This is a genomic window from Lysinibacillus sp. AR18-8 (genome assembly GCF_001705465.1).
GTDB lineage: Bacteria > Bacillota > Bacilli > Bacillales_A > Planococcaceae > Lysinibacillus > Lysinibacillus capsici.
In genome coordinates this window covers 44,984-60,367 of sequence record NZ_MDGU01000029.1, presented here as the reverse complement: position 1 = coordinate 60,367, position 15,384 = coordinate 44,984, and the positions used below count along the sequence as shown (strand labels likewise).

The following is a 15,384-nucleotide window of genomic DNA, read 5'->3' as shown; positions in this document are numbered from 1 at the left end:
AGAATGGAATGGGGAAGAAGTCATGCGATTAATTTCAATCGATGTATTAAAAGAAGGAATGGTATTAGGAAGAACCATTTGGAATGAGGCAGGTCATCCGCTTTTAAAGAAAGATGTTGTCATTAATGACCGTATTATTCAAAGACTTCAACAGTTAAATACACATTATTTATATATTGACGATGAGATTTCTGAGGGAATAGAAGTAGAAGAGACCGTTCCACCTGCTATGCGAAATAAAGTCATCAAAACTATAAAGGATTCGTTCCAGTCCATTGATGGTTTGAATCCAGTAAATGCTTCTTATATATTAGATCAGCAATCAAAGACAATTGTTTCGATCGTAGATGAATTACTTTCAGCAGTTACTGGAAATAATGAAATTCTAACCATTTTAACAGATGCTTATTTATTTGATGAATATTTATATCAACACTCTTTCCAAGTGACATTGTATTCTATTGCCATTGCCAAAGAACTTGGCTACTCTGCTGAGGATTTACGTTTGATCGGGATAGGTGCGTTATTACACGATGTCGGTAAACTAATGGTACCGAAAGATATTTTAACAAAGCCAGGACGTTTAACGAATGATGAGTTTGAAATGATGAAGATGCATGCTCGTTACGGTTTTGATTTATTACGGAATTTACATTCAATCTCTCTGCTTGTGGCGCACTGTGCTTTCCAACACCATGAACGTATTGATGGAAGTGGCTATCCAAGAGGACTTGTTGACTTTGAAATTCATCCATTTGCCAAGATAATTGGTGTTGCAGATGTTTTTGATGCGGTGACAACGAATCGTGTATACCGGGAGAAGATGCTCCCTTCACAAGGACTAGCTATTGTTGAAGCTGGCTCGGGCACTCTTTATGATGCTCGAATTGTAAAAGCTTTAAAAAGAGCTGTTGTTCATTATCCAAATGGTGTTATTTTAAAATTATCAGATGGACGCCGTGGGATTGTATCTAGACAAAACACGTTGGATGCGGCATTACCATGGATTCGTATTTTTGAAGAACAAGATCAATTGCTCGCAGCTACATATGAAATTAATTTAGTGGATTATCCTGATGTAACAATTGAAAATGTTGAGACGGATTATGTGGTTCCCGCAAAAGTAGAATAAATTACTCCTCCTGTTCATACGTTATGGAACAGGAGGAGATTTTTTTGTTTTTCCCTCGAAAAAGAATGAAATTACGCTCATATGGTAGAAGGGGAATGCGTCTTAATAAATTAACGATTTTAATTGTTAGTATGGTTGTTTGCCTTATATTATTTATTTATTATTTAAATGAACGGCTCATGCCAACCTATTTGCAATATGCGGAAGTGCAAACTACGAAGATTGCCTCATATGTTGTGAGTAAAGCCATTAATTCACGTACCTCTAATGTATTAGATGTAAATGATATCATTGAAGATATTCCTCCAGGTACGTCTGAAATGATGACGACTAAGTTTAATACAGAAATCATTAATCGTGTTCGAGCAGAGACATTAGAGCTTGTTAAAATGTATTTGGAGCAAGCTGAACAGGGAGAGCTATCGCATTTACCTGAATTAGATAATGTTGAATATGATATTAACAGGATCCAAGATGGTGATGGCATTGTCTTTTTTGTACCGCTTGGTCAAGCAGCCAATATTCCCTTGCTTGGAAATTTGGGGCCAAAGATCCCGATTCGCTTCCATGTGATTGGGAATGTTCATAGTAATGTGACATCCTCTATTCAAGAATTTGGAATCAATAGTGCTTATGTGGAGGTAGGTATTCATTTAGAGGTAAATGTTCAGATTATTGTTCCTTTCGCTAGTAAATCTTCTACCGTTGCACAGGATATACCTGTAGCGATGGGCCTAACAAGGGGACCTGTTCCAAACATTTATACCAATAGTAGTGACGCGCCACAACCGTCCATAGAAATACCTGTCCCTTATAAATAGAAATGTTTGTTGTGATAGTTGTTGGAGTGCCTTTAATATGTTACATTGACAACAGTGAAGATAGTTAATATTAAAAAATGTATATTTTTGATAGGGGCGATATTCGTATGACATCTTGTAAACCTACAAGTAAAGAAGAACATGTAAGAAAACCAGATTGGCTAAAAATAAAACTAAACACGAATGATGAATATAAAGGGCTTAAAAAGCTGATGCGTGAGAAAAATCTGCATACAGTATGTGAAGAAGCTCGTTGTCCAAACATCCATGAATGCTGGGGAGAGAGACGTACTGCTACCATGATGATTCTTGGTTCCGTTTGTACACGTGCTTGTCGTTTCTGTGCAGTGAAAACAGGTTTACCAAATGAACTAGATTTGGCAGAACCAGAGCGCGTTGCAGATTCAGTAGCCATTATGAATTTAAAGCACGTTGTTATTACAATGGTCGCACGTGACGATTTAAAGGATGGCGGAGCGCAAGTTTTAGCAGAAACAGTACGTGCAATTCGTCGTAAAAGTCCTTTCACATCTGTTGAGGTATTGCCATCAGATTTAGGCGGGATGAAGGAGAACCTTCAAATGTTAATGGATGCAAAACCAGATATTTTAAATCATAATATTGAAACAGTACGCCGTTTAACACCTAGAGTGCGCGCTCGTGCAAAATACGAACGCTCTTTAGAGTTCCTGCGTTTAGCTAAAGAGATGCAGCCTGAAATTCCAACGAAATCATCACTAATGATTGGATTAGGCGAAACACATGAAGAAATTTTAGAAGTCATGGACGATTTACGTGCAAATAATGTAGATATTATGACGATCGGTCAATATTTACAGCCAACGAAAAAGCATTTACCAGTTAAAAAATACTATTCACCAATAGAATTTGGTAAACTGCGTAAGATTGCCATGGAGAAAGGCTTTAAGCATTGTGAGGCTGGCCCACTTGTACGTAGTAGTTATCATGCAGACGAACAAGTAAATGCTGCAACGAAAGAACGTCAATTACAAGCGGAAGTGTAAACGTCAAGGCTGAACGAAAAGGGTGGTGTCACTTTGATCATAGTTGAAGGATTAGAATATGAACTAATAGAAGATTATCGCGAGGCCTTTCAGGAGGAAGTTTTTCAGGAAAGATACTCAGATATCTTAGCCAGATACGATTATATTGTAGGTGATTGGGGCTATAACCAGTTACGTTTAAAGGGGTTTTTTGATGATAAAAATCAAAAATCCACTTTTGATACAAAAATAAGTACGCTTCAAGATTATCTATACGAATACTGTAATTTTGGCTGTGCTTATTTCGTATTACGTAAATTGGGGAAAGTTATGAAACAGCCAGAAGTAGTGGATATGAGTGAAGTAACAAAGCCAACAGACCATGAACCTTTAGCAGAATAAACTCTTATACAAAAACCTGATGTGATAGGCATCAGGTTTTTTTTCATGATTGTTAGCTTTTGTGTAATTGGGGAAAACTAAAGCACAAAACAGCTTATTGAAGGTGTGTTGCAAATGAAAAGAGCCGTATTTTTAGATCGTGATGGTGTTATCAATGAAGTACTGACCAATCGTGTGAAGTTTGTGAATAAGCCTAAGGATTTGTACTTTTTACCGCAAGTGCCTGAGGCAATCAGAAAGCTAAATAAGCATTTTGATTATGTGTTTGTCGTGACAAATCAAGGTGGGGTTGGTTTAGGCTTTATGAAGGAAAGTGGCTTACAGAAAATACATGAACATATGGTGAAGGAGCTAAAGAAAAAAGGGGCAGTGATCCATGAAGTCGTTTATTGTCCGCACAAACCTAAGTCAGGTTGTGACTGCCGCAAGCCCAATAGCAAATTAATTGTGGATTTAGGAAAGAAATATAACATTGATTTATCAAAATCCTATATGGTAGGCGATACAGATACGGATATTATTGCAGGAAAACGGGCAGGAACAAAGGGTGTTTTCCTAGGGGAACAAGATTCATTAGCAGATGCTGTCTTTCCAGATTTAATAAGCGCTGCCCAGTGGATTATTAAGGATGTCACAGCTTAAACGTATTGAGAAAAAGGGCGTATAAATCATTAAAAAAGGGATAATTTATGAATGGAGGTGATGATGTTGGCAAAAGAAAAACGCAATAAAAAGCCATTAGATCGAGAGGAATATGGGTATGGTTTTGATATTAGTGTAGACGATTTAGCTGTGATTGGTCAAAATCAGCAAGCGAAAAAGCAAAATGATAATGAAAATAAAGACAAGCCCCATAATAAAGATAATCCATCCACTTTAAATAAATAACAATACGTAAAAAGATTTCGCAATCGCCCATGGCTAGCGAAATTTTTTTATGTTATATAAAAAAACACCCAATAAAATGGGTGTTAGTTCAATAATTCACGCAAGTATTCCCGTAATTCGATTGTTTCTTCCTCTGTGCGATTGTACACATGTTCTAAGTACCCAGGCTCTTCTACATCATCAGGACCAATAATAGCAAAGCGACCGAACTGGATATCCATGACAAGCACTTTTCCAAAGAAGCGGCCAGATTGTAATATAGCTAAATCATAACGTAGCTTTTGTCCAGCAAAACTAACAAATCTTGTTTTCGTATCTTCTACATCATCATATAAAAAAAAACGTTCCATCTTTTAATCTCCTTCCAATCCTATAGTTATGGTACTATAGAAGAGAAAAGACTATCAACTTTTAAAGATTTGAATGGGGGCTTTCCTTGTGTATTTTGTAGATCGTAATAAAATCACAAAAAATTTACAGTACTTAGATGGGCTATTAACTATTTTGGAGACAGAGGATAACTGGCTTCAGAATGATATAAAGAAATTAGCTATCGAGCGAATTGGACACAACATTATGGAGTCAATGATGGATGTAGGAAATTTAATGATTGACGGTTTCATTATGCGCGATCCAGGAAGCTACGAGGATATTATTGATATTTTAGTCGATGAAAAAGTTGTAGCTGCTGATTTGGAAACACCATACAAAGCAGTTGTTGGCTTACGTAAAATGCTAGTGCGTGAGTTTATAGAGGTAGATATCCAAGAGGTTATCCATGTACTAACAGCCAATCTAATGGCTTTAAAGCAGTTCTCGCCAGCAGTTCATAATTATTTAACAAATGAATTAGGACCTGTTTCAGCATTTTTGCCAGAGGATCATCAATGAAACAATATAAGGCCTATTGCTTTGATTTAGATGGTACTGTCTACCGTGGGAAGGAAGGTATTCCTTCTGCGGTAGCTTTTATTCATCGTTTACAGCAAGCAGGAATTGAGCCATTCTATGTAACGAATAATTCTTCGAAGACGCGAGAACAACTGCAAGAAGCTTTACTGTCTATTGGCGTGAACGCGCCATTAGAGCATATTTATTCAAGTGCATTGGTCACAGCAAAGTATGTGGCCCTACATTTTCCAAGCAAAAAAGTAGCGATGATGGGTACAGATGGTATTCGTCAGGCACTACTCAATGAAAATATTGTGCCTGTTGAGGATGAGCCCGATGTATTTGTTATGGGGATTGATCGTACGCTTGATTATATGGCACTTGCTAGGGCCACGGTTTTTGTTCAGCAAGGAGCGACCTTTATTGCCACGAATCAGGATATTAAATTCCCAACAGAATACGGGTTCTTACCAGGCAATGGTTCTTTTGCACGCTTGGTAGGAGAAGTTGCAGATGTTGAACCAATCTATATTGGTAAGCCATCGCCAGCCATGCTGGAAGTAATTGCGACCGAACATGGAATTGCGAAAGAAGACATGGTAATGATCGGTGATAATTATGATACGGACATTATGTGTGGCATTCGATTTGGCTGTGACACCATTCATGTGAATACTGGGGTGACGCCTACAAAGATTGTCCTCGAAAAAGAATGCCAACCTACATATGTAGTGGACGTACTAAAGTAATAAAAGGATGTTTATGCTAATTTTCAGCATAACATCCTTTTTATTTGTTCAAATTTATTCATATAGGCATTTTAGAAAACTACCATAAAGGATTTTCTTCAATAAATTGATAAATGGCTTTCGTTAATTCATCAGGAGAATCTGCTTCTACTAATTCACCGTTTACTATTGCATAAAAGGATTCTGAGCACTTTGTACAATAACTGAGGCAGCCATATTCCAAAACGTCGATGTTTGGATCGCGTTCGAGTACTTCATAAGTTGCTTGAGAGCCATTTGCTAAATTACTTATACAAAATTCAACCATTGGATTCATCCATGTCACCTCACCAAAGTAATGCTACTCGGTTTTACGATTTTCGTCAATTATTTATGTTTAAGAGAAAAGAAACGTTTTTTAATAAAAGATAAAGGGAATTTGTTATTAATGGCTTAAAAATCAATAGAAATGAACAGGTTCTCGTTTATTTTGTGAAATCTTTCACAAAATTTCATTCTGATATTGTGAAACTTCTCACAATCGGTTATACTCGTTTGTGGATACTTTGTGAACAATTATTAAAAGAGATATAAAAGGAGACTATTATGGGAAAATTAGTACTTTTAGGTGGCGGCTACGGCAATATGCGTGTCATGCTTCGTCTATTAAACAGCCTACCATTAGACAGAGAGGTAGTTATAGTAGATAGAGCCCCTTTCCATAGTTTAAAAACAGAGTTTTATGCATTGGCGGCAGGGACAGCAACAGATAAAGAAATTCGTGTAAGCTTCCCAGAGCATGAACGTTTAACAGCCGTATATGGAGAAGTCGTTGAAATTAATCGTGCGGAAAAAGTAGTCATTCTTGAAGACGGACAACGTATAGAATATGATGATTTAGTCATTGGGCTTGGCTGTGAAGATAAATATCATGGTGTACCAGGTGCGGAAGAGTATACGTACAGCATTCAAACAATGGGTAAATCACGTGCAACATTCCAAGCACTTTGTGGGTTACCAGCTGGGTCTACAGTTGGAATTATAGGGGCTGGCCTAAGTGGAATTGAGCTTGCAAGTGAGCTACGTGAAAGTCGCTCAGATTTAAAAATCAAGCTATTTGACCGTGGTCAACGTATATTGAAAGATTTTCCGGAGAAACTCAGTAAGTATGTAAAGGATTGGTTTGTTAAGCATAATGTTGATGTGGTTGCCAATTCAAATATTACAAGAGTAGAGCCAGGTAAAATTTTTAATCATGATGATGAAATTTTACTCGATGCAGTGGTTTGGACTGCAGGTGTCCAGCCAGTCAAAATTGTGCGTGATATGGATGTTGAGAAAGATAAACATGACCGTCCACTTGTCACACAGTATTTTAATTTACTCGATGATGAACATGTCTATGTTGTAGGAGATTGTGCTTCATCAGATTTAGCCCCAACAGCACAATTAGCAGAGGAACAAGCGGAGCAAATTGTGAAAGTACTTCGTATGCGTTGGAAAGGTGAACATTTACCAGAGAAGATGCCAGATATTAAATTAAAAGGCTTTATGGGGGCTCTTGGTAAAAAACAAGGCTTTGTATACTTAGCTGATACAACAGTAACTGGGCGTATCGCTCGCTTAATGAAATCAGGATTATTATGGTATTACAAACGTCAAAATGATTAATTAGCTGAAAGGGATTGTTTCAAAAATCATTTTGAAACAATCCCTTTATTTTTATTAAACCGTTTCGTCTGGGACAAACCCTAAATTTTCAAGGGCTGTAAATACAGGCTTTAATTGGACATAGCCCTCTCCAACTACCTCATTGTTAATGAGGACAAGGGGGTAGAAAAATTCATCGTCTTGAATACGTGACGCATACTCTTGGTCGCGTTCATTCTCAATTGGACCTTCAATATCGATATAGCGTATATCATATGCTTGATCTGGATATTTGCGATTGATGGCTGCTTGTAGCCACTCATATGTATCCTTGGAAGATGGGGCATTGACACAACTAGCACAGATGACAGCTGTTCCATAAATTTCAATCATAGGTTTTGTTGATGGCATAGTATTTTCTCTCCTTGTGATTCAATATTGGATTTTTTCTGTTGCTAACATTATAATCATTATAAGGAAAGGAGTCGAGATAAATGGCAGAAGCAACAATTAACGACCAAGTTCAAGAGGTATTAGATAAATTACGTCCATTCTTACTACGTGACGGTGGAGACTGTGAATTAGTAGATGTTGAGGATGGCGTTGTGAAATTACGTTTATTAGGTGCTTGTGGCAGTTGCCCAAGTTCTACGATTACATTAAAAGCTGGTATTGAAAGAGCATTATTAGAAGAAGTACCAGGTATCGTGGAAGTAGAGCAAGTATTCTAAGCCTTTTTAAAAAGTTCTAGCTTTTTGCAAGCTAGAACTTTTTTATTTACCTATTTATGACGCGCATGTTCTTTTTCTTCACGAATAATGGCCCACTGTTCTTTCGCCATATCTATAATTTTTGCCTCACCACCGACACTTTGTTTTTCAATGACTCTAGAAAAGAAGCGTGTCGCATTTTCAATATCTCCAATACGTCTAGATAATTCAGCAATCATATACATAATTCGGACAGCTGACATTTGTGTAGAGCTGTAGTCCTCGGTAGAATAAGATTCCATATAATAATCACGTGCTAATTTCATAAAGCGCTCTTCTTGTCCACTATTGTTTAAGGAACGATAAAGCCATGCAAGACGTAGAGTTAGTCCAGCAATCGCTACATTTTTTTCTTTTTTTATCGTGCCACAAAGAAACGCTAACTTATAGGCTTGAATGGCTTGAAATACGGTACGTTCACCCTTGAAATCATGATGCACCCATTTTTCTGTAATTTGTGTACGTATATCATCTTGGATACCCGGTGCAAAATATTTTGTAAAGTCTTCTGTAAAGGAAAAGCCACAATGTTCACATACAAAAACATTATAATAGAGAGCATTCACTTCATCTGCATAAATAGGTTGAAAATCTGTTTCCGTATGATCTACTTTAATAAATTTTGAACGCACTTTTAATGTTGGAAATTCTTTTTTGCAATTTAAACATTGAATTTTTTTCTCATAATATGGTGAGATCTCCATATATATTACCCCCTGCCAAGAATTCGTTGTAACTATTATACCAATGATGTTTTTATTAACATGAATAAAAAATACTATTAATGTGAAAAATATGAGAATTATAACTTATAATCGACTTGAAGCTGAATGTTTGTCATACAATGGTCAAAATTGTTATGATAATACGTAAGAAGGAAGGTGATTGGGATGACAAGTACAAAGCAAATTATAGAAGTGACACAGGCTGCTGGCTTTCATATTAATGAAATGATGGAGCATAATGAAGAACAAGGTTCTTTTTTACGTGTAGTGGTGAATGGTGGCGGCTGTAGCGGGCTATCCTATGGCATGCATTTTGATAAAGAGAAAAAAGATGATGATTTTGAAGATGTTCAGCATGGTTTAACAATTCTTGTTTCCCGTGAAGATGCGCCGATTTTGATGGGAACAAAAATTGACTATAAACAATCGCTAATGGGCGGTGGCTTCACAATCGATAATCCAAATGCCATTGCATCATGTGGCTGCGGTACGTCTTTCAGAACAGCAAAGCGTGAAGGTACACCTGAGGTTTGTGAGTAAAAGTAAATAAATCCATTCGAATAATGGGCTAACAATAATAGGCTTCTTTGATTGATGATGTTGCAAAACATGATGAATGAAAGGAGCTTTTTTCTTTCTTTTTATTTTCCCGTTTGTAAGTAACTATGTTAAAAACCATCTATTTTTATGACCTTATTTAGTGAAATTCAAGGCAATGTATAATAGCTTCTTTCATTGAGGTTGAATGAAAGAAGCATTTTCACTGTGGATTAACTGTAAAATTCAGAATAAATGCTTCATTCCATAGAAAGTGAGCAGGTATAATAGGTAGATAGAGGTGAAGGTTATGAGAAAAGATCGAGGGAAAATATGGTTGGGTGTATCAGGAGTTACGGTGAATGAGCTTGGACAATGGTTAGTTGTGAAAAAGGCTTATAGCGGATTGAAAGGACGTTGGTCATTGCCAGCAGGTTTTGTTAATGCAGGAGAAACGGTAGATGAGGCGGTCATTCGTGAAATCAAAGAAGAAACAGGCATCGATTGTAGAGTCTCAGGCTTAATTGGATTTAGAACAGGTGTCATCCGTGATGACATCAGTGATAATATGGCCATTTTTTATTGTCGAATGCTAGATGAGCAGCAGCAGGTTTCCATTCAAGAAAAAGAAATTTTAGAAGCTAAATGGTTGTATCCACAGGAACTAGCACAAGATGAAACAACCTCTGTGATGTTAAAGGAAATGGCTTCCAATCAATTTGAAAGACATCAATTAGAGGCGATAGAAGGGATTAATCCGGGTGATATTTTTGGTTATACCTCTTATCGTTTATTCTTTAAAAAATAATATGACTTTTAGGAGGTGACCTTTGATGGAGCTGTTTTTATTTATGTTAGAGCGAGTTGGGCTGATCATTGTGTTTGCCTTTTTAATGTCAAGATGGCGACTCTTTCGAGAAAAGCTGTTTCAGGAGCAAGGAACGAAAGAGAAAATATGGCTCATTATTATCTTTAGTAGCCTATGTATTATCAGCAGTTATACAGGGATTAAAATTGAAAGTGGGACAATCCATCCTTTAAATCAGATGATACATAGTACGATCAATGCGGAGGAGGCCATTGCTAATACGAGATTAATTGGTGTCGCCATTGCAGGAATTTTTGGTGGACCACTTGTTGGTGTATGTGTAGGAATTATTGCAGGTATTCACCGAATTACACTTGGTGGTTTTACAGCAATAGCCTGCGGTGTTTCAACGATTCTAGCTGGCTTTATTACAGGTGGTTTAAGTAAACGCTTTAAAATACGTCAAACTTTTTCCTATAAGAAAGCAGTCATTATCGGCATCTGTGCAGAAACGATTCAAATGCTGGTGATTTTAGTAGTCGCGAAGCCATTTGAGCAGGCCTTACAGTTAGTCTCATTAATTGCAATGCCGATGATTTTAATGAATGCCTTTGGGATATTTTTATTTTTCATGATTATTAAAACGTTTATTGATGAAGAGGAGCGAACAAAGGCATTACAAACCCATCAAGCTTTTTCAATTGCCCAACAAACAATTGAGCATTTTCGTAAGGGCTTGAATGAAGAATCATGCCAAACGGTTGCAGAAATTATTAAAAGAGAAATAAAAGTAGATGCGGTCGCTATTACCGATAAAAATGGGGTGTTAGCACATGTTGGCGTTGGGGAGGATCATCATTTAATTCATCGAGAAATCATGACAGCTTTGACAAAACGAGTATTAGAGGAAGGCAAAATTTTAATGGCTACATCTCAAAAGGAAATTCAATGTCCACACGCTAGCTGCCCATTAAGTGCTGCCATTGTCTTGCCCTTGAAGGTACAGCATCGAACAGTTGGAAGCTTAAAGCTTTATTTCACTAAAGCGGATTCTTTGACAGGGGTGAAGAAGGAGCTAGCAGAGGGTTTGAGTAGACTATTTTCCTCTCAGCTTGAATATGCTGAAATTGAGCAACAGCGAAAATTATTAAAGGATGCTGAAATCAAGGCATTACAAGCACAAGTTCATCCACATTTCTTCTTTAATAGTCTGAATACTATTTCAAGCTTGATTCGGACAGATGCAGATGAGGCAAGAGCATTATTAATCAAGCTTAGTACATTTTTTAGAAGCAATTTGCAGGGCGCACGGCAAATGCTCATTCCATTGAAAAATGAAATAGATCATGTTGAAGCTTATTTATCTATTGAGCAAACACGGTTTCCAAATCGTTACGAAGTTGAATTTATCATGGATGAAACACTCTTTGATGTGCAAATTCCTCCATTTACCTTACAGCCTCTTGTCGAGAATGCTATTTATCATGCCTTTAAAAATCGTAATGAAGGCAAAATCTATGTCAAAGTACAACGTGTGAATGATAAGCTGGTCCTGTTAACGGAAGATAACGGCTGTGGTATGAGGAAGGAGCAGGTAAAACAACTTGGCAAGCGTATAATGCAATCCGAACAGGGGACAGGGACCGCTCTTTGGAATATTTATCAGAGGATCCATGAAATTTATGGTTCTGAAGCGGATTTTCATATAACAAGTACGTTAGATGTGGGCACAAAAATTATGATTCAACTGCCGTTAAAGGCGACTAGATGGGAGTAGAAAAATTTGAATGTATATATTGTGGATGATGAACCCTTAGCACGCGCGGAACTGCGATATTTATTAGAGCAAACAGCATTAGTGAATGTTTGTGGTGAATCTGAAAATCTTGAGGAGTTGTGCAAAGCGTCACAGCTTGAAGAAGTCGATTGTATATTTCTAGATATTGAATTAGGCATGAACAATGGACTTGACTTAGCCAAACAATTATTACTGAATGCACAGAGACCTGAAATTATTTTTGCTACAGCCTACGATGACTATGCTTTGCAGGCATTTGAAGTCAATGCATTTGATTATATATTGAAACCCTTTGAGGCAGAAAGGGTACAAACAGCTGTGGAAAAACTGTTAGCTAAAAAAAGAGCTGCGCAAGCAAAAACAATGGAGGAGTTAAAGGCATCTCAGTTGGACAAGCTCGATAAGTTAACAGTTTATGTAAACGATCGAATTTTATTATTGAAAATACAGGATATTTTGTATTGTACCTCTGAGGATAGTAAAACGGTTGTTGTGACAGAACAGGGGCGTTTTTTTGCTTCTGAATCATTGGCCGCGTTAGAAAAAAGACTTACCTTAAAAGGCTTTGTACGTGTCCATCGCGCGTATATTGTCAATTTAGAGCATATTGTGGAATTAGAGCCTTGGAGTAGTTCTAAATTTAATTTAATTGTGCATAACAGACATTCCATTCCAGTAAGTAGGCTATATATGAAGGATGTAAGGAAAATTTTTGACCTATCGAAGTAGTTGCATTTCAACGGAAAACTACTACCTTTCAACTTTAATTTCTGACATTTCAGTTATTTTGCGAATAATATGGACATTCCTTTGCTATGATGTGGAAAAAGTAAAAGGGGTGTTTGCATGAATGCGATTACAATAGTGATAGGGTCTATTTGTATTTTGATGATCAGCTATCGTTTGTATGGCATTTTCTTTACAAAGAAAGTACTTAAAATAAAAGATGATACGCCCACCCCAGCCCACGCTTTGGAAGATGGTAAAGACTATGTTCCGACGAATAAGTGGGTAACCTTTGGGCATCATTTTGCAGCGATTGCAGCAGCAGGACCTTTAGTTGGACCAATCCTAGCTGCACAATTTGGGTATTTGCCTGGACTTCTATGGCTATTAATCGGAGCAGTAATTGGTGGGGCAGTTCATGATGCTGTTGTTTTATTTGCTTCCATGCGTCATGGTGGTAAATCCCTATCGGAAGTGATGAAGGAGGAGTTAGGCCCTATCGCAGGTTTCTGTACAGGCCTTGCGATGCTATTCATTATTACGATTACAATGGCAGGTCTCTCGATGGTGGTGTTAGGTGCTTTAGAGCGCAATCCATGGGGAACGTTTGCTGTAGGTATTACGATACCAATCGCCATGCTTGTGGGTATTGCCTATCGTAAAACAGGCAATTTAATTGTTACATCTACTATAGGCTTTATTTTATTAATGATTGGGGTATTTATCGGACCGCTTATTCAAGGCACAGCATTCGGTGATTTTTTAACATTTGATCGGGATACATTAGCTATCATCTTACCAATCTATGCCTTTTTTGCCGCTGCATTACCTGTGTGGCTTTTATTAGCACCTCGTGATTATTTAAGTAGTTTCATGAAGATTGGGGTATTTATTGCACTAATTATTGGCGTTTTCTTTGTTAATCCTGCTATTCAATTCCCACCATTGACAGAGTTTATTCATGGTGGTGGACCAGTAATTGCCGGTCCTGTGTGGCCGTTTGTTTCTATTACAATTGCCTGTGGTGCCATTTCTGGCTTCCATGCTTTTGTAGGCTCAGGAACAACGCCTAAGATGATTGATCGTTGGGAGGACATCCGTATTGTAGGCTTTGGTGCTATGTTAGTAGAGTCACTAGTAGGTGTGATGGCTTTAATCGCAGCTACTGCTCTTCATCCAGCCGACTATTTTGCGATTAACTCAGCACCAGCTGTATTTGCTACATTAGGAATGGAGCCGGTTCATCTACAAGCATTGTCTCAAAGTATCGGCATGGACTTGGAAGGACGAACAGGAGGTGCTGTAACGCTAGCAGTTGGTATGACAGATATCTTTACAGGTATTCCTTGGTTCGCAGAGTTATCTTCGTACTTCTATCAATTTGTCATTATGTTTGAAGCGGTTTTCATTCTTACAGCCATTGATGCTGGAACAAGGGTAGCTCGTTATTTAATACAAGATTTTGGTGGCAATGTTTATAAACCACTGAAGCGTACCAATTGGGTACCAGGTACAATTTTTGCTAGTGCACTTGCCTGCTTTATGTGGGGCTATTTATTGTATTCAGGGGATATAAGCTCAATCTGGGTATTATTTGGTGTATCCAATCAGCTAATGGCAGCCATTGGTCTAGTATGTGGCGTGACGATGGTATTGAAGGTCGCAGATAAACGCATCTATGCATTGACATGCTTTATCCCATTGGCTTATTTATACATTACGGTCAACGTTGCAGGCTATTGGATGATTAAAAATGTATACTGGAATCCAGCCGCTGCAGGCTTTAATCTGTTAAATGGGATTTTATCTGTTATCATGTTAATGCTTGGCTTCTTAATTGTGCTGACAGCATTTAAAAAATGGGCACAGCTTTGGAAATCACCAAAGTTTTTAGTAGCTCAATCAACTTCATAAAATCATAGAAACTATTGAAGATAAGCATTTGTCTTCAATAGTTTTTTGGTGAAAAAAGCATCTACGACGAAGGAGAAGCGAATACCCGAGGAAGAAGCATCTACCCCTAAATTCAAAGATCAACCATAGATGATCGATTGATGATTTTCCTAAATATGACGAACAAGCGAAAACAAGGATATGTTCATTGAAAGCGGTGTCGTAATCATGTAAACTAATGAGAGGAAAACGGAGGTTATACATACATGGATGGTCCAGTTTCATTAGTACAGTTAATCATTTCTATTTTGTTATTTTTCGTCATGTTCTTTGGTATCGGATTCTTGTTAAATATGCTGTTACGGATGACATGGTTAATGGCAATTGTGTATCCAATTGTTGTCATCTTTATTGTAGATGAAGTAAGCTTCTTAGATTATATTTTTAAGCCAGGCTCTGCATTCCCAGCATTAATTGATAAATTACAGGCACTTCAGTTTGTGGATATTGCTATTTTATCAGGTGGCTTTGCGGGTTCTATTGTGGCTGGTATCGTGATGATTTATTTACGTAAAAGTGGCTATCGAATGTTCTAACGTGCTTAGTATTCT

The 15,384-nt window shown here is 37.5% G+C and carries 20 protein-coding genes; 16 read left to right on the top strand and 4 right to left on the bottom strand.

Features of this window, described 5'->3' with window-relative positions; all coding sequences use genetic code 11:
- Window positions 1-22: 22 nt before the first annotated feature.
- From BFM98_RS19310 to BFM98_RS19285, 6 genes are all read left to right on the top strand, one after another.
- Window positions 23-1,132 carry an HD-GYP domain-containing protein gene (locus tag BFM98_RS19310; protein ID WP_066038192.1) on the top strand — a complete coding sequence of 370 codons (1,110 nt, stop codon included), beginning with the start codon at window positions 23-25 and terminating at the stop codon, window positions 1,130-1,132.
- A 23-nt stretch (window positions 1,133-1,155) separates the two neighbouring features.
- On the top strand, window positions 1,156-1,953 hold the full coding sequence (yunB, locus tag BFM98_RS19305) for a sporulation protein YunB (protein ID WP_048394406.1): 798 nt from the start codon (window positions 1,156-1,158) through the stop codon (window positions 1,951-1,953).
- 107 nt (window positions 1,954-2,060) lie between these two features.
- On the top strand, window positions 2,061-2,978 hold the full coding sequence (gene lipA / locus BFM98_RS19300; RefSeq protein ID WP_004228269.1) for a lipoyl synthase: 918 nt from the start codon (window positions 2,061-2,063) through the stop codon (window positions 2,976-2,978).
- Window positions 2,979-3,011: 33 nt separating this feature from the next.
- Window positions 3,012-3,359 carry a YutD family protein gene (locus BFM98_RS19295; RefSeq protein ID WP_004228271.1) on the top strand — a complete coding sequence of 116 codons (348 nt, stop codon included), beginning with the start codon at window positions 3,012-3,014 and terminating at the stop codon, window positions 3,357-3,359.
- A 114-nt stretch (window positions 3,360-3,473) separates the two neighbouring features.
- Window positions 3,474-4,001: a D-glycero-alpha-D-manno-heptose-1,7-bisphosphate 7-phosphatase gene (locus tag BFM98_RS19290; protein ID WP_066038191.1), complete on the top strand. Its 528-nt coding sequence runs from the start codon at window positions 3,474-3,476 to the stop codon at window positions 3,999-4,001.
- A gap of 51 nt (window positions 4,002-4,052) precedes the next feature.
- Window positions 4,053-4,247 (top strand): hypothetical protein, encoded by a 195-nt coding sequence (locus tag BFM98_RS19285; protein WP_175400780.1) that lies wholly within the window; start codon window positions 4,053-4,055, stop codon window positions 4,245-4,247.
- An 83-nt stretch (window positions 4,248-4,330) separates the two neighbouring features.
- Here the strand turns inward: BFM98_RS19285 and BFM98_RS19280 are convergent, their stop codons facing one another.
- Window positions 4,331-4,597, bottom strand: a complete 267-nt coding sequence (locus tag BFM98_RS19280) for a DUF3055 domain-containing protein (RefSeq protein WP_009371988.1) — start codon at window positions 4,595-4,597, stop codon at window positions 4,331-4,333.
- 88 nt (window positions 4,598-4,685) lie between these two features.
- Between BFM98_RS19280 and BFM98_RS19275 the strand changes: the two genes are divergently transcribed.
- Both BFM98_RS19275 and BFM98_RS19270 read left to right on the top strand, forming a co-directional pair.
- Window positions 4,686-5,138: a DUF86 domain-containing protein gene (locus BFM98_RS19275; protein WP_066038190.1), complete on the top strand. Its 453-nt coding sequence runs from the start codon at window positions 4,686-4,688 to the stop codon at window positions 5,136-5,138.
- Complete coding sequence (locus BFM98_RS19270; RefSeq protein ID WP_066038189.1) at window positions 5,135-5,887, top strand: TIGR01457 family HAD-type hydrolase; 753 nt, start codon at window positions 5,135-5,137, stop codon at window positions 5,885-5,887. Before BFM98_RS19275 ends, BFM98_RS19270 begins: the two co-directional genes overlap by 4 nt.
- A 79-nt stretch (window positions 5,888-5,966) precedes the next feature.
- On the opposite strand, the gene BFM98_RS19265 is transcribed toward BFM98_RS19270, so the two are convergent.
- Entirely contained in the window at window positions 5,967-6,203 is a 237-nt protein-coding gene (locus BFM98_RS19265; RefSeq protein WP_004228286.1) for a YuzB family protein, read from the bottom strand.
- 269 nt (window positions 6,204-6,472) lie between these two features.
- Between BFM98_RS19265 and BFM98_RS19260 the strand changes: the two genes are divergently transcribed.
- The gene (locus BFM98_RS19260; protein ID WP_004228288.1) at window positions 6,473-7,537 is read left to right on the top strand and encodes an NAD(P)/FAD-dependent oxidoreductase; all 1,065 of its coding nucleotides are present in this window, start codon (window positions 6,473-6,475) and stop codon (window positions 7,535-7,537) included.
- Window positions 7,538-7,591: 54 nt separating this feature from the next.
- On the opposite strand, the gene BFM98_RS19255 is transcribed toward BFM98_RS19260, so the two are convergent.
- Entirely contained in the window at window positions 7,592-7,927 is a 336-nt protein-coding gene (locus BFM98_RS19255; RefSeq protein WP_054549443.1) for a YuzD family protein, read from the bottom strand.
- Between the two features lie 83 nt (window positions 7,928-8,010).
- On the opposite strand from BFM98_RS19255, the gene BFM98_RS19250 reads away from it, so the two are divergent.
- Entirely contained in the window at window positions 8,011-8,247 is a 237-nt protein-coding gene (locus BFM98_RS19250) for a NifU family protein (protein WP_004228295.1), read from the top strand.
- A 50-nt stretch (window positions 8,248-8,297) separates the two neighbouring features.
- On the opposite strand, the gene BFM98_RS19245 is transcribed toward BFM98_RS19250, so the two are convergent.
- Window positions 8,298-8,990, bottom strand: a complete 693-nt coding sequence (locus BFM98_RS19245; protein ID WP_048394419.1) for a DUF2225 domain-containing protein — start codon at window positions 8,988-8,990, stop codon at window positions 8,298-8,300.
- Window positions 8,991-9,176: 186 nt separating this feature from the next.
- Here BFM98_RS19245 and BFM98_RS19240 point away from each other — a divergent pair, with 186 nt between their 5' ends.
- From BFM98_RS19240 to BFM98_RS19215, 6 genes are all read left to right on the top strand, one after another.
- Window positions 9,177-9,551, top strand: coding sequence for a HesB/IscA family protein (locus BFM98_RS19240; protein WP_048394421.1), 375 nt, complete (start codon window positions 9,177-9,179; stop codon window positions 9,549-9,551).
- Window positions 9,552-9,858: 307 nt separating this feature from the next.
- Window positions 9,859-10,356, top strand: a complete 498-nt coding sequence (locus BFM98_RS19235; protein WP_036078588.1) for an NUDIX hydrolase — start codon at window positions 9,859-9,861, stop codon at window positions 10,354-10,356.
- Window positions 10,357-10,381: 25 nt separating this feature from the next.
- Complete coding sequence (locus tag BFM98_RS19230) at window positions 10,382-12,133, top strand: sensor histidine kinase (protein ID WP_054549439.1); 1,752 nt, start codon at window positions 10,382-10,384, stop codon at window positions 12,131-12,133.
- Between the two features lie 6 nt (window positions 12,134-12,139).
- Window positions 12,140-12,883, top strand: coding sequence for a LytR/AlgR family response regulator transcription factor (locus BFM98_RS19225; protein ID WP_054549438.1), 744 nt, complete (start codon window positions 12,140-12,142; stop codon window positions 12,881-12,883).
- A 117-nt stretch (window positions 12,884-13,000) separates the two neighbouring features.
- The gene (locus BFM98_RS19220) at window positions 13,001-14,794 is read left to right on the top strand and encodes a carbon starvation CstA family protein (protein ID WP_066038188.1); all 1,794 of its coding nucleotides are present in this window, start codon (window positions 13,001-13,003) and stop codon (window positions 14,792-14,794) included.
- A gap of 245 nt (window positions 14,795-15,039) precedes the next feature.
- Window positions 15,040-15,369 carry a YuiB family protein gene (locus tag BFM98_RS19215; protein ID WP_004228336.1) on the top strand — a complete coding sequence of 110 codons (330 nt, stop codon included), beginning with the start codon at window positions 15,040-15,042 and terminating at the stop codon, window positions 15,367-15,369.
- Window positions 15,370-15,384: the final 15 nt, after the last annotated feature.